14 protein-coding genes are annotated in these 22,222 nt (G+C 72.5%); 11 read left to right on the top strand and 3 right to left on the bottom strand.

Annotated elements, in window-relative coordinates:
- Positions 1-117: 117 nt before the first annotated feature.
- Positions 118-1,269, top strand: coding sequence for an epoxide hydrolase family protein (locus FB470_RS30200; protein ID WP_306996955.1), 1,152 nt, complete (start codon positions 118-120; stop codon positions 1,267-1,269).
- Here the strand turns inward: FB470_RS30200 and FB470_RS30205 are convergent.
- Positions 1,253-2,449, bottom strand: a complete 1,197-nt coding sequence (locus FB470_RS30205; RefSeq protein WP_306996957.1) for an ROK family transcriptional regulator — start codon at positions 2,447-2,449, stop codon at positions 1,253-1,255. The genes FB470_RS30200 and FB470_RS30205 overlap by 17 nt on opposite strands.
- A gap of 188 nt (positions 2,450-2,637) precedes the next feature.
- On the opposite strand from FB470_RS30205, the gene FB470_RS30210 reads away from it, so the two are divergent.
- From FB470_RS30210 to FB470_RS30220, 3 genes are all read left to right on the top strand, one after another.
- Positions 2,638-3,597, top strand: coding sequence for a sugar phosphate isomerase/epimerase family protein (locus FB470_RS30210; protein ID WP_306996959.1), 960 nt, complete (start codon positions 2,638-2,640; stop codon positions 3,595-3,597).
- Positions 3,598-3,633: 36 nt separating this feature from the next.
- Positions 3,634-6,912, top strand: coding sequence for a PQQ-dependent sugar dehydrogenase (locus tag FB470_RS30215; protein WP_306996961.1), 3,279 nt, complete (start codon positions 3,634-3,636; stop codon positions 6,910-6,912).
- An 88-nt stretch (positions 6,913-7,000) separates the two neighbouring features.
- The gene (locus tag FB470_RS30220; protein ID WP_306996963.1) at positions 7,001-8,110 is read left to right on the top strand and encodes a CapA family protein; all 1,110 of its coding nucleotides are present in this window, start codon (positions 7,001-7,003) and stop codon (positions 8,108-8,110) included.
- A 465-nt stretch (positions 8,111-8,575) separates the two neighbouring features.
- Here FB470_RS30220 and FB470_RS30225 read toward each other — a convergent pair whose 3' ends face one another.
- Complete coding sequence (locus FB470_RS30225; protein ID WP_306996965.1) at positions 8,576-8,989, bottom strand: VOC family protein; 414 nt, start codon at positions 8,987-8,989, stop codon at positions 8,576-8,578.
- 63 nt (positions 8,990-9,052) lie between these two features.
- Between FB470_RS30225 and FB470_RS30230 the strand changes: the two genes are divergently transcribed.
- Together FB470_RS30230 and FB470_RS30235 are read left to right on the top strand one after the other, a co-directional pair.
- Positions 9,053-9,352 (top strand): hypothetical protein, encoded by a 300-nt coding sequence (locus FB470_RS30230; RefSeq protein WP_306996967.1) that lies wholly within the window; start codon positions 9,053-9,055, stop codon positions 9,350-9,352.
- A 50-nt stretch (positions 9,353-9,402) separates the two neighbouring features.
- Entirely contained in the window at positions 9,403-10,191 is a 789-nt protein-coding gene (locus FB470_RS30235) for an SDR family NAD(P)-dependent oxidoreductase (protein ID WP_306996969.1), read from the top strand.
- Here FB470_RS30235 and FB470_RS30240 read toward each other — a convergent pair.
- Entirely contained in the window at positions 10,185-11,444 is a 1,260-nt protein-coding gene (locus FB470_RS30240; protein WP_306996971.1) for an alpha-amylase family protein, read from the bottom strand. The two genes, FB470_RS30235 and FB470_RS30240, sit on opposite strands and share 7 nt — an antisense overlap.
- A 57-nt stretch (positions 11,445-11,501) precedes the next feature.
- On the opposite strand from FB470_RS30240, the gene FB470_RS30245 reads away from it, so the two are divergent.
- The 5 genes from FB470_RS30245 to glgX (FB470_RS30265) are packed head-to-tail and all read left to right on the top strand — an operon-like array spanning position 11,502 to position 21,761.
- Complete coding sequence (locus FB470_RS30245) at positions 11,502-13,442, top strand: 4-alpha-glucanotransferase (RefSeq protein WP_306996973.1); 1,941 nt, start codon at positions 11,502-11,504, stop codon at positions 13,440-13,442.
- Positions 13,443-13,500: 58 nt separating this feature from the next.
- Positions 13,501-15,618 carry a glycogen debranching protein GlgX gene (gene glgX, locus FB470_RS30250; protein ID WP_306996975.1) on the top strand — a complete coding sequence of 706 codons (2,118 nt, stop codon included), beginning with the start codon at positions 13,501-13,503 and terminating at the stop codon, positions 15,616-15,618.
- Positions 15,615-17,885, top strand: coding sequence for a malto-oligosyltrehalose synthase (treY, locus tag FB470_RS30255; protein ID WP_306996977.1), 2,271 nt, complete (start codon positions 15,615-15,617; stop codon positions 17,883-17,885). Before glgX (FB470_RS30250) ends, treY begins: the two co-directional genes overlap by 4 nt.
- Entirely contained in the window at positions 17,882-19,591 is a 1,710-nt protein-coding gene (treZ, locus tag FB470_RS30260) for a malto-oligosyltrehalose trehalohydrolase (protein ID WP_306996979.1), read from the top strand. Before treY ends, treZ begins: the two co-directional genes overlap by 4 nt.
- A 34-nt stretch (positions 19,592-19,625) precedes the next feature.
- Positions 19,626-21,761 carry a glycogen debranching protein GlgX gene (glgX, locus tag FB470_RS30265; RefSeq protein ID WP_306996981.1) on the top strand — a complete coding sequence of 712 codons (2,136 nt, stop codon included), beginning with the start codon at positions 19,626-19,628 and terminating at the stop codon, positions 21,759-21,761.
- Positions 21,762-22,222: the final 461 nt, after the last annotated feature.

The raw sequence follows: 22,222 nt of genomic DNA on the forward strand, positions 1-22,222 counted from the left end.
TCGAACGAGGATGCCAAAAGTCGGCTCAGCTTCGAACGGGATTCCACTGAGTGGAAGCGGTAAGGGCGTCTCGGCAACGGTCAGGATCCGGCCGCTAGGGGTGACACCGTGTACCCCATGACCACACCGGAACCGTTCCGCATCGCCGTGCCCCAGTCCGATCTGGACGACCTCGGCGCCAGGCTCGGGCGCACTCGCTGGCCGGGCCAGCTCCCCGGCGCCGGCTGGACCTACGGCGTCGACGAGGACTACCTCGTCGACCTCGCCGAGTACTGGCGGACCGGCTACGACTGGCGCGAGCACGAGGCCCGCCTGAACGAGGTCCCGCAGTTCACCACCACCATCGACGGCCAGACCGTGCATTTCCTGCACGCGCGCTCGCCCGAGCCCGGTGCGACACCGCTGATCATCACGCACGGGTGGCCCAGCACGGTGTACGACTTCATCGACATCCTCGGCCCGCTGACCGATCCACGCGCCCACGGCGGGGACCCCGCCGACGCCTTCCACGTGGTGGCCCCGTCGGTCCCGGGATTCGCGTTCTCCGGGCCGACCCGCGAATCCGGCTGGGGCGTGCGCCGCATCGCCCGGGCCTGGGCGGAGCTGATGCGGCGGCTCGGATACCGGCGCTACGGCGCTCAGGGCGGCGACTTCGGCAGCATCGTCTCACCGGAGCTCGGCCGGATCGCGCCGGAGCGCGTCCTCGGCGTGCACGTCAACGCGCTGGCCAACGCCTCGACCCCGATCCACCCCGGCGAGCTGGACCTGGTCTCCGAGGAGGAGCGGGAGCAGGCCCGGCAGAACCAGCGGTGGTGGTACCGCCACTCCGGCTACGCCACCCAGATGTCGACCCGGCCGCAGACCCTGGCCTACGCGCTCAACGACTCGCCGGCCGGCCAGCTGGCCTGGAACCTGGAGTGGTTCGCCGACTGGGACCCGGACCGCAGCGACCGGACGCCGATCGACCGGGACGCCGTCCTGACCGACGTCACGATCTTCTGGCTGACGGGAACGGCCGGCTCCGCGGCACGCCTGTACTACGAGGCGGGCGCCGAGGCGTGGGGCCATCGCCCCGCGCGCTCACCCGTGCCGACCGCCGTGGTCAACTTCCTCGGCGACCGGGCGATCCGCGGCCTCGCCGAACTGTCCAACACCGTCACGCGCTGGACGAGTCATCCGCGCGGCGGTCACTTCGCCTCGCTGCAGGCACCGGACCTCCTGGTCGCCGACATCCGGGAGTTCTTCCGGCCACTCACCCCGGCACGCTGAACGCGTGGTCGCTGGCCAGCCAGGCCGCTCCGACCACCCCCGCCTGATCACCCAGCTCCGACAGCACGATCGGCAGGTTCCCGGTCGCCAGCGGCAGCGACCGCCGGTACACCGCAGACCGCACCTCGGCCAGCAGCGCGTGCCCCAGCCGCGACACCCCGCCGCCGATGACGACCATCCCCGGGTTGAGGAAGCTCACCAGCGAAGCGATCACCTGCCCCAGCCGCCGCCCGCCCTCGCGCACCAGGGTCGCCGCCGCGAAGTCGCCCGCCTGCGCCGCTTCGGCGACGTCCCGTCCGGTCAGCCGGTCCCGCCCGGCCAGCAACCCCGCCAGGTACGGCGACCGCCCGCTCCGGGCCAGCGTCATCGCGTCCCGCGCGAGCGCCGCCCCGCCGAAGTACGCCTCCAGGCACCCGACCTCGCCGCAGGCGCACGCCGGCCCGTAGTCGTCCAGCTTGATGTGCCCGATGTCCCCCGCGGTGCCGGCCACCCCGCGGTACACGCGCCCACCGACGATGATCCCCCCGCCGATACCCGTGCCGACCTTCACGAACACCAGATCGTCCAGCGACCGCGCCACCCCGGCGTGCCGCTCCCCCAGCGCCATCACGTTCACGTCGTTGTCGACCGTCACCGCGCAACCCCAGTGCCCCGCCAGCCGGTCGCGCACCGGGAACCGGTCCCAGCCGGGCATGATCGGCGGCGCGACCGGCATCCCCTCGCGGAAACTCACCGGCCCGGGCAGCCCGACACCGGCGCCCGCCAGCCGTCCCGGGGCGTCGCCGAGCACCTTCGCCGCCAGCTGCTCCACCCGGTCCAGGACCGGCACCGGCCCGCGCCGCACGTCGCAGTCCTCCACCGCGTGCGCCAGCACCTCGCACCGCCCGTCGGTGACGGCCACGCCCACCGACGTCGCGCCGACGTCCACCCCCAGGAACCGCACGTCGTCGGCCAGGCGCACCAGCGTCGAGCGCCGCCCGCCGCGGCTGGCCGCCGGACCGCCCGCGAGCACCAGCCCGCCTTCGGCCAGCCGGGTGATCTCCGCGGCCAGGCGGGCCCGCGGCACACCCAGGCGTTCGCCGAGTTCGACGCGCGCCAACGGCCCCTCGTCGCGCAGCAGGGCGAGCAGCCCGGCCTGCTCGCGGGTCTCGGCCGATGGGGGAAAACCGCTGGTGGTCATGGGGCACCAGCCTCCTCGCAGCTCGCGCGTGCTCCGACCCTAACCCCGTTCACCCGGCTTTTGAGCACACGCGGCCGAACTTTGTTCCGCGAAGTTCGAAACTCTGGACACTTCCGGCGAAAGGCTCCTACGTTGACCCGCGCACTGCGCAAGGGGGGTCGGTTCCTACTCGGCTGAAGGAGAAACCCGTGTCCCACTCGTCGTTCGACCGCCGCGGATTCCTGCGTACCGCGGCGGGCGCGACCGTCGCGGTCAGCGCCGCGGCACTCGCCGGCTCGCTGCCGGCCGCCGCGACCCAAGGCGGCGGCCGCCTCGTCCCGCAGAACCAGATCGGCATCCAGCTTTACAGCGTCCGCGACAAGGTCACGCAGCTCGGCTTCCGGGCGGTGTTCGAACAACTGTCCCGCATCGGCTACCGCGAGATCGAGTTCGCCGGCTACACCCAGAGCACCTCGATCCTCGGGCGGCAGATCACCGTGCCCGAGATCGCCCAGCTGCTCAACGACTTCGGCCTCAAGGCCGTGGGCAGCCACGTCGGGCTGGGCAACTTCCGCACCAACCTCCAGGGCGAGCTCGACAACGCCGAAATCCTCGGCCTGAAGCACATCGGGACCGCCAACGCGCCCAGCAACGTCAACACCGTGGCGGGTTACCAGGCGGCCGCGGAGGAGTTCAACCGGTTCGGGGCCGCGGCCGCCGACCGCGGCATGAAGTTCTACCAGCACAACCACTCCGGCGAGTTCGCCTTCGCCACCGACCGCCCGGACGTGCGGCTCTACGACGTCTTCTTCGACAACACCGACCCGGATCTGGTCTTCCTCGAGATGGACGTCTACTGGGCCTACGTCGGCCAGTACCGCTACCCCGGGTTCGAACCGGCCGACTACATCACGCGCGCGCCGCACCGCTACCCGTTGCTGCACCTCAAGGACGGCGACACCAACCCGGCCAACCCCAACGGCTACGACATCGTCGAGTTCGGCGCCGGCGACCTGCCCTACAGCCAGTTCCTGCGCCGCGTGAACGGACGCGGCCGCTACCACGGCATCTGGGAGCAGGACACCGCCCCGAACACCCAGCCCAACCCGCCCGGCTCGTTCGCCGCCGCCCTGCGCAGCTACCAGGCGCTCACCGACCTGCGCGGCTGACCCTCCCCGTCGAAACCCCATCGGAGTGATGTCGCGATGCATGCTGCCCTGAGACGGCTGCTCACCGCCGCGGCGGTGACAGCCCTGCCGGTGCTCGGCCTCGCCGTGCCGGCGTCGGCACTCGAGGAAGACCCCGCACTCAACTGGACCAACTACGAAAAGATCACGCTCACCAAGACCGTGGGCGAACCGATCGACCTGGCGGTGCTGCCGGACAGCCGCGTCCTGCACACCGCCCGCAGCGGCGAGCTGCGGCTGACCGACCCGAAGACCGGTGTGACGAAGGTCGTCAACACCATCCCCGTCTACCAGAACTCGGAGATGGGCCTGCAGACGGTGACGCTCGACCCGGGCTTCGCCGAGAACCACTGGGTCTACCTCTACTACTCCCCCAAGCTGAACACCCCGGCCGGCTCGGCGCCGGAGCGGCTTCCCGCCGGCGCTGACGACTCCTACTGGAAGCAGTGGGAGGGCTACGACGTCCTGAGCCGGTTCAAGTGGACCGGCGACGCGCTGGACCTGAGCACCGAGCAGGAGATCATCCGCGTCACCACCAACCGCGGCCAGTGCTGCCACGTCGCCGGTGACGTCGACTTCGACGCCCAGGGCAACCTGTACCTGTCCACCGGCGGCAACACCCCCGCCTCCGGCCCGAACGTCAACGGCTACACCCCGATCAACGACGCCCCCGGCTACAACCCCGGCCTCGACGAGCGGCGGGGCTCGGGCAACACCAACGACCTGCGCGGCAAGATCCTGCGCATCCACGTCAACGACGACGGCAGCTACACCATCCCCGAAGGCAACCTGTTCGCGCCGGGCACCCCGCTGACGCGGCCGGAGATCTTCGTGATGGGCCTGCGCAACCCCTACCGGATGACCGTCGACAAGGCCACCGGCGCGGTGATGTGGGGCGACTACGGCCCCGACGCCGGTACCGCGGATCCCAACCGCGGCCCGATGGGCTACGTCGAATGGCAGACCACGACGAAGGCGATGAACTCGGGCTGGCCGTACTGCACGGCCGACAACACCCAGCCCTACCGGGACTTCGACTTCGCCACCCTCACCCCGGGACCGGCGTTCGACTGCGCCGCCCCGGTCAACGACTCGCGCTGGAACACCGGCCTGCGCACGCTGCCGCCCGCCACCCCGGCCACCCTGTGGTACGGCGACAAGGACAGCGACCAGCCCTGGCCCGAGCTGACCGCGTTCCGCTCCAGCGGCGGTCAGGCCCCGATGGGCGGCCCGGTCTACCACTACGACGCGAACAACCCGTCGCCGACGAAGTTCCCGGCCTACTGGGACGGCAAGGCGTTCTTCGGCGAGTTCTCGCAGGACTACGTCGCCGCGTTCACCCTGGCCGGCCCGGACGGACCGGTGACGAAGCTGGAGAACTTCCTGCCCAACAAGGACCTGTCCACCTTGGGCCAGCCGATCTGGGACAACCCGATGGACCTGGAGTTCGGCCCGGACGGTTCGCTCTACGTGCTGGAGTACGGTGACGGCTTCTTCCGGCAGAACCCGGACGCCGGGCTGTACCGGATCGACTTCGCGCAGGGCAACAAGACGCCGACCGCGCGGATGACGGCGACCCCGTCCTCCGGGCAGGCGCCGCTGACGGTGTCCTTCGACGCCAGTACCTCCAGCGACCCCGAAGGGTCCGCGCTCACCTACGAGTGGGACTTCGATGGCGACGGCACGTTCGACGCCACCGGCGTCCAGGCCTCGCACACCTACACCGAAAACGGTCAGGTCGAGGCACGGCTGCGGGTCACCGACGACGCGGGCAAGCACGGGCTGACCTCGGAGCAGGTGACGATCGGCAACACCGCGCCGACCGTGGGGCTGCCCGCGCCGGCCAACGGCGGGTTCTTCGACTGGGGCGACGCGATCCCCTACGCGGTGACCGTGACCGACCCGGAAGACGGCGCGAACCCGGTGTGCAGCCGGGTGGCGTGGGCCTTCGGCCTGGGCCACAACCAGCACGGGCACCCCGTCAACAGCGGCACCGGCTGCAGCGGCGCGGTGGTCACCCCGGCCGACGCGGGCCACGGTGCGACGGAGAACGTCTTCGGCGTGCTCAACGTGACCTACACCGACAACGGCGCGAACGGCGTTCCCGCCGCGACCGGTGAGGCGCAGGCGATCCTGAACCCGAAGCTCATGCAGGGCGAGCACGCCGACGCCAGCAGCGGCGTGACCATCACCGACGACACGTCCGCGTCCGGGCTGCGTTCGGTCACCGGCTTCGACGCCGGCGACTGGCTCGCCTACGACCCGGTCAACTTCACCGGCATCACGGGCGTGCAGACCCGGGCGCACGGGGCGGGCCGGCTGCAGCTGCGGTGGAACGCCGCGGACGCCGCACCGTTCGCGACGATCGACGTGCCCGCCGGCGACGGCTGGCAGACGGTGACCACACCGTTGAGCGGCCTGCCCGCCGGTGCCGGGAAGCTGTTCGTCACCTCCGGCGGCGGGGTCGACGTCGACGCCTTCACCTTCCAGGGCGCCGGAGTCGCCGACAAGACACCGCCCGCGGTGACGGCGTCGCTGACGCCGCCGGCGCCGACCGGCGCGAACGGCTGGTACACCGGCAACGTCACGCTCGCCGTGTCGGCCACCGACAACGGCACCGTGTCCAGCCGGCAGTACTCGGTGAACAACGGCGCGACGTGGGCCAACGCGGCCAACCCGGTGACCCTGTCGGCCGAGGGCACCACCACGGTGCTGTACCGGGCGACCGACAGCGGCGGCAACGTGTCCCAGCCGGGCAGTCTGACGGTCAAGATCGACAAGACCGCGCCCGCGGTGACGGTCGGCGGCGTGAGCGAGGGGCAGAACTTCGGCGACTCCGCCGTCCTGACCCCCGTGATCACCGCGACCGACGCCACGTCCGGGGTCGCCGCGGTGACCGCGACGGTCGACGGGCAGCCGGCCGAACCGGGCAAGCCGCTGGAGCTGTGGCGGCTGCCGCTCGGGGCGCACCGGCTGGCGGTGACCGTCACCGACCAGGCCGGTCTCACCACGACCAGGACGGTGGCCTTCACGACCGGGACGTCGTTCGGTGACGTGCGGACGCTGGTCGACCGGTTCCGGGACGCCGGCCTGGTGACCAGGACGGGCGCGATGCAGCTGCACAACGCGCTCGACCAGGCCCAGAAGCACGCCGATGCGGGACGGATCGACGCCGCGCGGGACGCGCTGCAGAACTTCGCGGCGGTCACCACCGACCCGGCGAAGGTCCGGGACCGGCTCGTCGCGGAGGCCCTCCGTCGCGACGCCACCGCCCTGTCGGAGTCACTGAAGTCCTGACCGGGTGAATACGAGGGCCACCCTCGGTGCACGGACGCACCGAGGGTGGCCCTTCCCGTGTCCGGCGGGACTGGCAACATCGGGCGCTATGCGCATCCGCTCGGTTCTCGCGGCCCTCGCGGCGGTCCCGCTGCTCGCCTCCTGCTCCGGATCCGGCGGCGACCCGGCCGGCGGTGGCACGAGCGCCGCGGTCACGCCGCGGGCGGACAGCGGGTTCACCGTCGCCGCCACCGGGGACGTGCTGATCCACCCCGCGCTGACCGACCAGGCCACCTCCGACGGCGGCGGGACGCGCGACTACCGGCCGCTGCTGGCCGCGATCGCCCCCGAGATCAGCAGCGCCGACCTGGGTGTGTGCCACCTGGAGACGCCGCTCGCGCCGGCGGACGGCCCGTTCGAGGGCTACCCCGAGTTCAGCGCGCCGCCGGAGATCGCCGGCGCGCTGGCCGCCACCGGGTACGACGACTGCTCGACCGCCTCCAACCACACGCTCGACCAGGGCGTCGAGGGCGTGAACCGGACGCTCGACGAACTCGACGCGGCCGGCATCCGGCACACCGGCTCGGCGCGGAGCCGGCAGGAGGCGGCCACACCGCTGGTGCTGGACGTGCACGGGGTGAAGGTCGGGCACGTGTCCGCCACGTTCGGGTTCAACGGCAAGAAGCCACCCGCGGGCAAGCAGTGGGTGTCGAACACGCTCGACGCGGACGCGGTGCTGGCCTCGGCTCGCGCGGCGCGGGCCGCCGGGGCGGAGGTCGTGATCGCGAGCCTGCACTGGGGCACCGAGTTCCAGCACGAGCCGACCGCCTCCCAGCGCCAGATCGCGCAGCGCCTGCTGGGCGACCCGGCGGTGGACCTGATCATCGGGCACCACGCGCACGTCGTGCAGCCCATCGAGAAGATCAACGGCAAGTGGGTCGCCTACGGGCTGGGCAATTCGATCGCCAAGCACGACGAGCCGCGCGGCACCACCGAGGAAGGCCTGATCGGGCGGTTCCACTTCACCCGCTCGGGCACCGGGTGGACCGTCGACCACGCGGAGTACGTGCCGACGGTGATCGACCTGGGCCCGCCGATCCGGCTGCGCACCGCCGACGACCCGGCCCTGGCCCCGGCCCGCGCCGCCCAAGCGGTCGCGCGCACGGACGGGATCGTGCTCAGCCGGGGCGCCGGCGGGCAGGGCCTGACCCGCGGCTGAGCACCGGACTCGCCCCGGCTCGCGAGTTCCGCGACCCGGGAGCGCCGCGCCGCCGTCGGCGAGGCGGTCGCCGAGAGCCGGGTGCCGCACCGTCCACAACAGACCAACCCGGCCGGGTGGCGGGTGCGCTCTGAAAACTGCCAGAGGTTGTTGACGGTCTGGGCTCCTGATGCAGGAAGGGAGCTCATGGCTGGGCGAGTGTGGAGTGAGATTCGGCCCACTGAAGATTCGAAATGTACCTGCGTCGCTACCACGATCACCAGATCGGCCACTCGACGATCTACCGCATCCTCAACCGCGTGGGCATGAGCCGGCTGCCCGCCTCCCAGCGCTACAAACGCCATCACCACCGGTGGAAGCGCTACGCCCACACGGCGGCCTGGGCGGCCACACCCCGGATGAGAAGCCCCTACAGAAGACCCAGTCCCGATCCCCGGGTGTCAACGACCAACAGCAGCAGCACAGCTAGCGGCCGTTGATCTGCTGCACCGCCCAGGAATTGCCGTCCGGGTCGGCGAAGAAGACGAATCCCGTGTTGTGCAGGTCGTCGTCGGCCCGGGCGGGGCGGAACCCCTCCGGGCCGGCGAACTGCACCTCGCTCGCCTCGACCCCGCGCGAGACCAGTTCATCGTGCGCGGCGCGGACGTCGGGCACCACGAGCTGCAGCCCCTTGAGCGACCCGGGCGTCATGTCCGGGACCACGCCGCGGCCGATGACGATCGAGCAGCCGGATCCGGGCGGGGTCAGCTGGACGATCCGGTTGCCGCCACCGACGTCGGTGTCGTGGTCGACCGCGAAGCCCACCTGGTCCGCGTAGAACGCCTTGGCGGTGTCCAGGTCGGACACCGGCACGATCACCACTTCGAGGCCCCAGTACATCGCCCCACGATGCCACGCCCGCGCGTGGGTGTGAAGGTTCCGCCGTCCGGGTAACTCACGGTCGTGACACCGCGCAACGACGAGCCACTGGACCTGGGCGCCACGGAACTGTCCGGCGCCGAGGAGGACCGCATCCGCGACGAGCACGACCTGGACCGGCCGCAGGTGTTCGACGAGCGCAACGCCGTGGGTGACCGCGCGGAGACGCGCTCGACGCTGCTGCCCGAGGAGGAGCACGCCGGCAGCGCCGACCCGCGGGCGCAGGCCCGCGAGGTGCTGCGGGACTCCGACCTGCGCACCGAGGTCCCCGAGTCGGCCCCGGACACCATGATCGAGCGGCGCCGCCCCGAAGAAACCGCCTGAGCCGCCGCCGGCACCGCGGCACCCGCGTCCGCCTCTGATTCAATGCGGGAATGGATCTCCGGCTGAACGGGAAACGGGCCATCGTCACCGGCGGCAGCCGGGGCATCGGGTTCGCGGTCGCGGCGGCGCTCACCGCCGAGGGCGCCGACGTCGCGATCGTCGCGCGCGACGCCGAAGCGCTCGACCGCGCCCGCGCGCGGATCGGCGGCAACACCCTCGCCGTGCCGGCGGACGCGACCGACGACAGCGCCGTGCGCGCCGCGGTGGAGCGGACCGTCGCCGGATTCGGCGGGGTCGACATCCTCGTCAACGCCGCCGCGCAGCCCGCCGACCCGACGAAGCCGGCCACCCTGGCCGACCTGGACGACGACGACCTGCGCGCCGAGATCGAGACGAAGGTGCTCGGCTACCTGCGGTTCGCCCGCGCCGCCGCGCCGCACATGATCGCGGGTGGCTGGGGCCGCATCGTCAACATCTCCGGCCTCAACGCGCGCCGCACCGGCAGCCCGTTCGGGTCGATCCGCAACGTGAGCGTCGCCGCGCTGACCAAGAACCTCGCCGACGAACTCGGCCCGCACGGCATCACCGTCACGGTCGTCCACCCCGGGCTCACCGTCACCGAACGCACCCCGGGGATGGTGGAGGGCGTGGCACGCTCCCACGGCGTCAGCGCGGCCGAGGCGGAGACCCTCCTCGGCCGCGGCAGCGCGATCGGCCGGATGGTCACCGCCGAGGAGGTCGCCGACGTCGTCACCTTCCTCGCCTCACCGCGCAGCGTGGCCATCACCGGTGACGCGATCGCCGCCGGCGGCGGCATGCCGGGCCCGATCTTCTACTGACCGAGGATCGCCCACCCGTGCGGCGGCACGGTCGGCCACGGCGCCTTCCCGTCCGGCGACGAGGAGTCCAGCACCCGCAGCCCGTCGATGCCCACCGGGAATGAATACGGGTCGTCGCGGGTGTTGAGCAGCGTCAGGACCTGGTTGCCCTCGTCGTCGCGGGAGCGGAACGCCATCGCCCGGTTCGTGAGGTGCTCGACCTCCGTGCGGGCGCGCACCAGCCAGGCGTTGCGCCGCCGCAGGCCGATCAGCCGCTGGTGCAGCCGGTACACCGGCCAGCCGTGCGGCGCGAGCCGGGTGGCGTCGGCGGGGAACTCGGGCCGGATCTCGTCGTCTCCTCCGGCCCGCTGCTCCTTGACACCGCGGAAGGCCTGCTCGTCGCCGTAGTACACGCTGGGCACGCCGCCGACGGTGAACAGCACGGCCAGCGCGTGCGCCAGGTGCCGCTCGTCGGGCAGCTGGCTGGCCAGCCGGGTCACGTCGTGGTTGCCCGCGAAGGTCTGCGGCACGAACGAGCCGAGCAGCTCGTCGTGCCGCTCGAGCGCCCAGGACAGCTCGAAGAAGTTGCCGTCGCGCAGGGAACTCCAGATCGCCTTCCACAGCTCGTACTGGGTGACCGTGTCCAGCCCGCTGCGCGCGACGTAGGCCGCGTAGTCACCGTGCAGCACCTCGCCGGCGAACCAGGCATCCGGGTACCGCTGCCGCACGCCCGGCAGGACCCGCGCCCAGAACTCCGGCGGCACCGCGTACGCGGCGTCCAGCCGCCACCCGGACACGCCGCGGGCGAGCCAGTGGCTCATCACGCGGGCCACGTAGTCCGCGACGGCGGGCTGGTCGTGGTCGAGCGCGACGAGGTGCCGGTGGCCTTCGAAGACCGCGTGGTCGCCGCCCTCGCGCCGGAACCACTCCGGATGGCCGAAGCCGCGGGCGACGTGATTGAACACACCGTCCAGCACGATCCGCAGCCCGCGGTCGTGCGCGGCGGCCACCAGCCGGTCGAAATCGGCGTCGTCGCCCAGCCTGGGGTCGATCCGGAAGTGGTCGACCGTGTCGTACCCGTGGGTCTCGGCGGCGAACACCGGCCCCAGCAGCAGACCCGAACAGCCCAGTTCAACCGCGTAGTCGAGCCACCCCTCCAGCCGGGCGAGCCGGTGCTGCGGCTCACTGCCCGCCGGGAGCGCTTCGCGCGGCGCGCCGGTGAAGCCGAGCGGGTACACGTGCCACCAGATCGCGTGGTCGGCCCAGCGCGCCATGCCTTCTCCTCGTCTCGTCGTGTGGCGGCACCCGCCCCGGACCGCGATCCTGGACGGGTGGACACCGACCTCGCCGCTCTCGCGCACGCCTACGGCGTGGCCACCCGGTACGAAAACGCCGAGCGCCGCGAGGTCGAGGTGGAGCCGGACGTCGTCGTCGCCGTGCTCGCGCAGTTCGGCGTGGACGCGTCCGGGCCGGACGCGGTCCGCCGCGAACTGGCCGCGATCCGCGAGCGGCGGGCAACCACGGTGCTGCCCCCGACCCTCGTGCTGCGAGAAGGTACCGAACACGACGCGGGCGGCCCGGCTGTCCTGCATTTGGAGGACGGCACCCGCCGGGAGATCGGACGGACGATTCCCGCCGATCTGCCGCTGGGCTGGCACCGGGTGGAGACCGCGGACGCCGAGATCACCCTCGCCGTCGTGCCGCACCGCCTGCCCGAGGTGCCGCCGGCCTGGGGCTGGATGCTGCAGTTGTACGCGCTGCGCTCGGCGGAGTCCTGGGGTGCCGGCGACTTCGCCGACCTCGCGGAGTTCGCGCGCCGGTCGGCCGCGGAGCTGGGCGCCGGCGTGGTGCTGGTCAACCCGGTGCAGGCGATCAGCCCGACCCACCCGGTCGAGCGCTCGCCCTACTCCCCCGCCAGCCGCCGCTACGCCAACCCGCTCTACCTCCGGGTCACCGACACGGCCGAGTTCGCCCGCGCGGACGATGACCTGCGCGCCCGGGTGCTCGCCCTGCGCCCGGACAACCCGGACCTGATCGACTACGACGCGATCTGGAACGCCAAGCTCGGCGCGCTGGACCTGCTGTGGCCCCTGCACGAGCCGGAGCCGCTGGACGAGGCCGTGCGCGACTTCGCGACCTTCTGCGCGCTGGCCGAGCGGCACGGGCCGGACTGGCGCGAGTGGCCGGAACCGCTGCGCGATCCGCACGGCGCCGCGGTCGCCGCCGCCCGCGGCGAACTCGGCGACCGGATCGCCTTCCACGGCTGGCTCCAGCAGTTGTGCGAGGACCAGCTGGGCCGGGCCCGGGAGGCGGCGCGGGCGATGCCGGTCGGGATCGTGCACGACCTGCCGGTGGGGGTGCACCCGGGCGGCGCCGACACCTGGGCGCTGGGCGAGGTGTTCGCGGCGAAGGTGACGGTCGGCGCGCCGCCGGACACCTTCAGTCAGCAGGGCCAGGACTGGAACCTGCCGCCGTTCCGCCCGGACCGGCTCGCCGAGCTGGGCTACGCGCCGTTCCGCGACGTCGTCCGCGGGGTCCTGCGGCACGCCGACGGCATCCGCGTCGACCACGTGGCCGGGCTGTGGCGGTTGTGGTGGATCCCGCCAGGCGAGCCGCCGTCGCGCGGCACGTACGTGCACTACGACGCCGAGGCGATGCTCGGCATCCTCGCGCTGGAGGCGCACCGCGCGGGCGCGGTCGTGGTGGGCGAGGACCTGGGCACGGTCGAGGCGGCGGTGACCAAGACGCTGCACGAGCGCGGCGTGCTCAGCTCCGCCGTGCTGTGGTTCCAGCGCGACTACGACGCGCCCGGTCACCCGTTCGTGCCGCCGCCGGACTGGGACCGCGACGCGATGGCGAGCATCACCACGCACGACCTGCCGACGGCCGCCGGCTGGCTCGCGGGCGAGCACGTGCGCGTGCGCGCCGAACTGGGCCTTCTCCACGAGCCGCCGGAGCAGGAGCACGCCACGGCCGCGGCCGAGCGCGCGGACCTGCTGGCGTTCGCCGCGGCGCGGGGCATCCCCGTCGACGACCCGGTCGCGGCGCTGCACGCGCTGCTGGCGTCCGCCGCGTCGCGCCTGCTGCTGACCACACCGGCCGACGTCGTCGGCGAACGGCGCCAGCCCAACCTGCCCGGCACCATCGACGAGTACCCGAACTGGCGGATTCCCTTGCCCGTCACCGTGGAATCGTTTTTCGCGGACGCACGACTGCGCCACTTCGTGAGCGCATTGCGCGCCGCGCGCCCGCTGACCCGGCGAAGCGCGTGAAGACCGCTAGATTGGGCACACATCGGAAGTCACGGCTCACGACGCAAGAGGAGACCCTGTGCCGCCCTGGCCCGGAATGCCCTACCCGCTCGGCGCCACCTACGACGGTGTGGGCACCAACTTCGCCCTCTTCTCGGAGGTCGCGGAGTACGTCGAGCTGTGCCTGGTGAACCCCGACGGCACCGAGGAACGGCACCGCCTGACCGAGGTCGACGGTTTCGTCCACCACGGTTACCTGCTCGGTGTCGGTCCCGGTCAGCGCTACGGCTACCGCGTGCACGGGCCCTACGACCCGTCGCGCGGCCTGCGCTGCAACCCGAACAAACTGCTGATCGACCCCTACGCCAAGGCGATCGCGGGTCACGTCGACTGGGACGAGTCGCTGTTCGCCTACCCGTTCGGTTCGCCGGACGAGCGCAACGACACCGACTCCGCCGCGCACGTGCCGCACTCGGTGGTGGTCAACCCGTTCTTCGACTGGGGTGACGACCGCCCGCCGCGCACGCCGTACAACGAGTCGGTGATCTACGAGGCGCACGTCCGCGGCCTCACCATGACCCACCCCGAGGTGCCGCCCCGGCTGCGCGGCACCTACGCGGGGCTGGCGCACCCGGCGGTCATCGACCACCTCACGAAACTCGGCGTCACGGCGATCGAGCTGATGCCGGTGCACCAGTTCATCACCGACCACGGGCTGTCCGAAAAGGGCCTGCGCAACTACTGGGGCTACAACACCATCGGGTTCTTCGCGCCGCACGAGGGCTACGCGGCGCTGCCCGAGCAGGCCGGCCAGGTGCAGGAGTTCAAGGGCATGGTCAAGACCCTGCACGAGGCCGGCATCGAGGTGATCCTCGACGTGGTCTACAACCACACCGCCGAGGGCAACCACCTCGGTCCGACGCTGTCCATGCGCGGCATCGACAACCAGGCCTACTACCGGCTGGTGGAGGACGAGCCGCAGTACTACATGGACTACACCGGCACCGGCAACTCGCTGAACGTGCGCAACCCGCACACACTGCAGCTGATCATGGACTCGCTGCGGTACTGGGTCACCGAGATGCACGTGGACGGGTTCCGCTTCGACCTGGCCGCCACACTCGCCCGCGAGTTCTACGACGTCGACCGGCTGTCCACGTTCTTCGACCTGGTGCAGCAGGACCCGACCGTCAGCCGGGTCAAGCTGATCGCCGAGCCGTGGGACGTCGGGCCCGGCGGCTACCAGGTGGGCAACTTCCCGCCACTGTGGACGGAGTGGAACGGCCAGTTCCGCGACACCGTGCGGGACTTCTGGCGCGGCGAGCCGGCCACGCTGGGCGAGTTCGCCTCGCGCATCACCGGCTCCTCGGACCTCTACCAGGACGACGGCCGCCGCCCGTACGCCTCGATCAACTTCGTCACCGCGCACGACGGCTTCACGTTGCAGGACCTGGTGTCCTACAACAGCAAGCACAACGAGGCCAACGGCGAGGACGGCCGCGACGGCGCCGACGACAACCGGTCGTGGAACTGCGGTGTCGAGGGTCCCACCGACAAGACCGAGGTGCTCGAGCTGCGAGCCCGCCAGCGCCGCAACATGCTCGCCACGCTGCTGCTGTCGCAGGGCGTGCCGATGCTGCTGCACGGTGACGAGATGGGCCGCACCCAGCAGGGCAACAACAACGTCTACTGCCAGGACAACGAGATCTCCTGGATGGACTGGTCGCTGGCCAAGACCAACGCCGACCAGGTCTCCTTCGCCGCGGCGCTGGCCGCGTTCCGCAAGAAGCACCCGGTGTTCCGGCGCCGCCGCTTCTTCGCGGGCAAGCCCATCGGCAAGGGCGAGGAGCTGCGCGACATCGCCTGGTTCACGCCCTCCGGCGAGGAGATGAAGGAACAGAACTGGGACGACGGCTTCGGCAAGTCGATCGTGGCGTTCCTCAACGGCGAGGGCATCAACGACCTCGACCCGCGCGGCATCAAGGTGGTCGACGACTCGTTCCTGATGGCGTTCAACGCGCACTACGAGGACATCGAGCTGACGCTGCCGAACGCCGACTACGGCGCGGGCTGGGCCGTCGTGGTGGACACCGAAGCGGGCACGGTCGCCGAGGAGCCCGGCGAGCCGGTCCCGGCGGGCGGGACGCTGAACCTGCCCGCGCGGTCCCTGGTCGTGCTGCAGCGAGTCGACGCATGAGACCGTCGTCGACCTACCGGATCCAGCTGCGCCCGGAGTTCACCTTCGCCGACGCCACCGGCCAGATCGGTTACCTGCGCCGGCTCGGCGCCGGCGCGCTCTACGCGTCGCCGGTGCTCGACGCCACCCCCGGGTCCACGCACGGCTACGACGTCGTCGACCCGACGCGGGCGCGGCCCGAGCTGGGCGGCGAGGAGGCCCGGCGGGAGCTGGCGAAGCGGCTGCGCGACGCGGGGCTCGGGTTCGTCGTGGACATCGTGCCCAACCACATGGCGATCGAGGCCGCCCAGGCGAACCCGTGGTGGTGGGACGTACTGCGAAACGGCCCGGGCTCCGCGTACGCCGACTACTTCGACATCGACTGGCGCCGCGGCAAGATCCTGCTGCCCGTCCTCGGCGACGACGCGGACGTGGCGGAGTTGCGCGTCGAGGGGGACGAGCTCGTCTACTACGAGCACCGGTTCCCCGTCGCGCCGGGCACGGGTGAGGGCTCGCCGCGGGAGGTGCACGCCCGCCAGCACTACGAACTCGTGGGCTGGCGGCGCGGCAACGCGGAGCTGAACTACCGGCGGTTCTTCGACATCACCACGCTCGCCGCGGTGCGGGTCGAGCTGCCGGACGTCTTCCACGCCACGCACGGCGAGGTGCTGCGCTGGGTCGCCGAGGGCGACGTCACCGGGCTGCGCGTCGACCACCCGGACGGGCTGGCCGATCCCGGCGGCTACGTGCGGATGCTGCGCGCGGGCGCCCCGGAGGCGTGGCTGGTGGTGGAGAAGATCCTGCACCCGGGCGAGGACCTGCCGCAGAGCTGGCCGGTGGACGGCACGACCGGCTACGACGCGCTCCGCGAGATCACCGGGCTGCTCGTCGACCCGGCGGGCGAGGCGCCGCTGACCGAGCTGGCGCGGTCGCTGGGCCAGCCGGTGGACTACCACGAGGTCGAGCAGCGGGCCCGGCGCCTGGTCACCGACGGCATCCTGGTGGCCGAGGTGCGGCGGATCGCGGCGCTGGTGCGCGGCATCGACCACGAGGCGGCCCAGGGCGCGGTGGCCGAGACGATGATCGCCTTCCCGGTGTACCGGTCGTACCTGCCCGAGGGCGAGTCGCACTGGGCCACCGCGATCGCCGAGGCCCGCGCCGCCCGGCCGGATCTGGCCGAGGCGATCGACGCGCTGGACTTCCAGGTGCGCGAGGACCCGCACGGCGAACTGGCCACGCGCATCCAGCAGACCTCCGGCATGGTGGTCGCCAAGGGCACCGAGGACACCACCTTCTACCGCTACACGCGCTTCGCCGCGCTCAACGAGGTCGGCGGCTCGCCGAACGACTTCGGCGGCGAGGTGGACGCCTTCCACGCGATGGCCGCCGCGCGCGAGGCCGGCTGGCCCGCGGCGATGACCACGCTGACCACGCACGACACCAAGCGCTCGGAGGACGTGCGGGCCCGCCTGGCGGTGCTGTCCGAGGTGCCGGCCGAGTTCGCCGCCGCGGTCCGCCGGTGGACGCGCCGGCGCGGGATCGACGAGCCGTCGCTGAACCTGCTGGCGTGGCAGACGCTCGTGGGCGCGTGGCCGATCACGCCGGACCGCCTGCGCGGATACCTGGACAAGGCGGCCAAGGAGAGCAAGCTCCGCACCACCTGGACCGACCACGACGAGGAGTTCGAGCGGGCCGTCGCCGCCTGGCCGGAGCAGGTCCTCGGCGACGCCGAGCTGGCCGGCGAGGTCGAGGCGTTCGTCGGGCGCGTCCGGGGTCCCGGCTGGTCGAACTCCCTGGCGCAGAAGCTCGTCCAGCTCACCGCGCCCGGCGTGCCGGACGTCTACCAGGGCACCGAGCTGTGGGATCTGTCGCTGGTCGACCCGGACAACCGGCGGCCGGTGGACTACGCGCTGCGGTCGGCACTGCTGGCCGAGATCGAGGGCGGGTGGCTGCCCGAGGTCGACGAATCCGGGGCGGCGAAGCTGCTGGTCGTGCACCGCGCGCTGACCCTGCGACGGGACCGGCCGGAGCTGTTCACCGGCTACCGCCGCCTGCACGCCGAAGGCCCGGCCGCCGGTCACGCGATCGCCTACGAGCGCAGCGGGCTCGTCGTGGTGGCCACCCGGTTGCCCGTGGGCCTGGCCGCGGCGGGCGGCTGGCGTGACACCGTGCTGCCGCTGCCGGCGGGTGAGTGGACCGACGCGATCACCGGGTCGGCCGTCACCGGTGAGCTGTCCGCGATGCTCGCGCGCTACCCGGTCGCCCTGCTGGTGCGAGGAGAGTCATGACGTTCCGCGTGTGGGCCCCCGCGGCCTCCCGTGTCCGCGTACGCACCCGGGACACCGATCACGAGATGACCACCGGTGGCGGCGGCTGGTGGTTGTCCGACGTCCCGGCGCCGCCGGGCACCGACTACGCCTTCGTGCTCGACGACGACGAGAAAGCGCTTCCCGACCCGCGCTCGTCGTGGCAACCCCGGGGTGTGCACGGGCCGTCGCGGGTCTACGACCACTCCGCGTTCCCCTGGACCGACCAGGACTGGACCGGGCGCGCACTGCCCGGCGGGGTGATCTACGAGCTGCACATCGGCACGTTCACGCCGGAGGGCACGTTCGACGCGGCGATCGACCGGCTCGGCCACCTCGCCGACCTCGGTGTCACCTTCGTCGAGGTGCTGCCCGTGAACTCCTTCGACGGCACGGACGGCTGGGGCTACGACGGCGTGCTGTGGGGCGCGGCGCACGAGCACTACGGCGGGCCGGACGGGTTCAAGCGGTTCGTCGACGCCTGTCACGCCCGCGGCCTGGCCGTGGTCCTCGACGTCGTCTACAACCACCTCGGCCCCTCCGGTGCCTACCTGGACCGGTTCGGGCCGTACTTCGCCGGCCGCAACGACTGGGGCCCCGGGCTCAACCTGGACGGCGAGGGCTCCGACGAGGTCCGCCGCTACGTCCTGGACAACGCGCTGGGCTGGCTGCGGGACTTCCACGTCGACGCGCTGCGGCTGGACGCCGTGCACGCACTGGCCGACCGGCGGGCGACGCACCTGCTGGAGGAACTGGCCGTCGAGGTCGAGGCCCTGTCCGCGGCCGTGCGGCGCCCGCTGACGCTGATCGCCGAGTCCGACCTGAACGACCCGCGGCTGGTCACCGCCCGCGAGGGCGGCGGGTACGGCCTGCACGCCCAGTGGTGCGACGACCTGCACCACGCGCTGCACGTGACGCTGTCCGGCGAGACCAGCGGCTACTACACCGACTTCGGCACGCCCGGCGCCCTGGAGCGGACGCTCCGGCAGGCGTTCTTCCACGCCGGCACGTGGTCGTCGTTCCGCGAGCGCACGCACGGCCGTCCCGTGGACACCCGCACCCTGCCGGGCCACCGGTTCCTGATCTACCTGCAGAACCACGACCAGATCGGCAACCGCGCCACCGGCGACAGGCTGTCCGCGTCGGTCTCCCCCGGCCGTCTGGCCTGCGGCGCGGCCATCGTGTTCTGCTCGCCCTACACACCGATGATCTTCATGGGCGAGGAGTGGGCGGCGAGCACGCCGTGGCAGTTCTTCGCGTCCTTCCCGGACCCGGAGCTGGCCGAGGCGGTGCGCACCGGGCGGCGGCGCGAGTTCGCCCGGCACGGCTGGGGCGAGGCCGAGGTGCCCGACCCGATGGACCCGGAGACCGTCGAGCGCTCCCGCCTGGACTGGTCCGAGCCGGCCAAGGAGGGGCACCGCGAGGTGCTCGAGCTGTACCGGGCGCTGATCAGGCTGCGGCGGGAGCGGCCGGAGCTGGCCGACCCGTGGCTGGACCGGTTCCGGGTGCGGTCGGAGGGGTCGTGCCTGGTGCTCGACCGCGGCCCGCTGCGGCTGGTGTGCAACTTCGGTCCCGACCCCGCCGACCTGGGCGGACAGGCCGGTGAGGTCGTCCTGTCGTGGGGCTCGGCCACGGCGGGTCACCTTCCGCCGGACACCTTCGTCCTGATCGACACCGATCGGCCCTGACGGAACTGTCGGGGGTGCCTGGGACAATCGGGGCATGGCCACCCGACCTGCCTCCGACAGCCTCGTCCTCGCCGGGCGCCCCTTCCCCCTGGGCGCGCACCCCGAGGGCGGGGGTGTCCGGTTCGCCGTGACCTCGACCGTCGCCGACGCCGTGGAGGTCTGCCTGATCAGCGAGGACGGCACGGAGCGGCGGGTCGAGCTGACCGAGCGGACCTTCGGGGTGTGGCACGGGCTGGTGCCCGGCGTGACGTCGGGCCAGAAGTACGGCTACCGCGTGCACGGCCCGTACGACCCGTCGCGCGGCCTGCGGTGCAACCCGAACAAGATCCTCGTCGACCCGTACGCCACCCGGATCTCGGGCGGCCTGACCGACCTCGACGCCGCACTGGGGTACGCGGGCGATCCCATGCACCACCGCCGCTCCAAGGTCGACTCGCTGGGCAGCGTGCCGCTGTCCGTGGTCACCTCGCACGGCGGGCCGGACACCGGCGCGAAGCCGGAGGTGCCGTTCGAGGAGTCGGTCCTCTACGAGTTGCACGTCAAGGGCTTCACGCAGCGGCACCCGGAGATCCCGCCGAACCTGCGCGGCACCTACCTGGGCCTGGCGCACCCGGCGGCGATCGAGCACCTGGTGCGGCTCGGGGTCACCGCCGTGGAGCTGCTGCCCGTGCACTGGTTCACCGAGGAGCCCTACCTGGTGCGCACCGGGCGGAAGAACTACTGGGGCTACTCGCCGCTGGGCTACTTCGCACCGCACGCCGGGTACGCCACCGAGCCCGGGCGGGAGGTGGCCGAGTTCCGCACCATGGTCGCCGCGCTGCACGCCGCCAACATCGAGGTCATCCTCGACGTGGTGTTCAACCACACCTGCGAGGGCGGCCTGGACGGGCCGACGCTGTCCTTCCGCGGCCTGGACGCCCCGGCCTACTACCTGCACGCCGGGCGCGGCCACGCGATCGACCTCACCGGCTGCGGCAACACCCTGGAGCCGCGTTCGCCCACGGTCATCCGGCTGGTCACCGACTCGCTGCGGTACTGGGCGACCGAGATGGGCGTCGACGGGTTCCGGTTCGACCTCGCCAGCACGCTGGGGCGGCCGGGCGGCGGCGCGTTCGACCGCGATTCGGCGATGCTGACCGCGATCACGGCCGATCCGGTGCTGTCCCGGTGCAAGCTGATCGCCGAGCCGTGGGACGTCACCGGCCACGGCTACCGGGTGGGCGACTTCGGGGCCCAGTGGGCGGAGTGGAACGGCCGCTACCGCGACACGGTGCGCGACTTCTGGCGCGGCGCGGTCAGCGTGGACGACCTGGCGTTCCGGCTGTCCGGGTCGTCGGACCTCTACGACCACAACCTGCGCCGCCCGTGGCAGTCGATCAACTTCGTGACGGCGCACGACGGTTTCACGTTGCGGGATCTGGTGTCCTACAACGACAAGCACAACGAGGCCAACGGTGAGGACAACCGCGACGGCACCAACGACAACCGGTCGTGGAACCACGGCGCCGAGGGCGAGACGGACGATCCGGAGATCCGCGCGCTGCGGGCCCGCCAGGCGCGCAACCTGCTCGCCACGCTGCTGCTGTCGACGGGCACGCCGATGCTCGTCGCGGGCGACGAGCTGTGGCGCACCCAGGGCGGCAACAACAACGCCTACTGCCTGGACGACGAGACGTCGTGGCTGGACTGGTCCGGCGACCCCGACGCGACGGCGATGCTGGCGTTCACGCGCCGGCTGGTGCACCTGCGGGCCGCCAGTCCCGCGCTGAGGCAGCCGGAGTTCTTCGAGGGCCGCACGACACCCACCGGGCGCCCCGACCTGATCTGGTTCCGCCCGGACGGGGAGGAGATGACGGAGGAGGACTGGTTCGACGGCGGCCGGCGCACGCTGATGATGTGGATCGACGGGTCGAACAGCCAGTCCCGCACCCGCGAGGGCGAACTGATCGCCGACCACTCGTGGCTGCTGATCCTGCACGCGGGCGACGAACCGGCGAAGGTGGTCCTCCCCGGGCCCGAGTTCGGAGCCACCCTGAAGCCGACGCTGGACACCACCACCCCCGACGGGAGCCCCGCCACGCCGGGCACGCTGACGGCCGGCAGCCGCGTGACGCTGCGCCCGCGATCACTCCTGCTGCTGCGAGCGCCCCGCGACATCCCGGAGCGCTGACACCCCGGACGCCCGGACAACCGGCTCCCGCGAACACCGCCGGACGCTGCGGGCCGCTCCCCGATCGCCGGGCCCCCGATCTCCGGGCGCACCGCGGAGCAGCGGCTCGCGAAGCGCGCCGCCCCCGGCCGGGCACATCGGGCGGCGCCCGCGCCGCCGCTCGCGAGCGCCGGGCCGACCGGGTGGGTGGGGCGCGCGCTGCTGCCCGCGAAGGTGCCGCGACCGGAACCCGGCGCGAACCAGCCGGGCGAACCCTGCGGGCCGGCTGGTCGCCGCCCGCCAGCGCCGCGCCCGGCGTCCGCCGGAGACGCGGGGCGCGCCGCGAGCGGCACGGGCACTCACCCGGCGCAGGACACAGCCGGAAATTCCGTCGACCCGACCCGACCCGACCCGCCACGCACAGCGCCGTCTTCCTGTCCCGGGCGCCCCTGCCCGGGGCACGCCTCCCCCGCACCCGGGCA

Origin of the sequence: Amycolatopsis thermophila (genome assembly GCF_030814215.1) — a bacterium.
In the GTDB taxonomy this organism is placed as follows: domain Bacteria; phylum Actinomycetota; class Actinomycetes; order Mycobacteriales; family Pseudonocardiaceae; genus Amycolatopsis_E; species Amycolatopsis_E thermophila.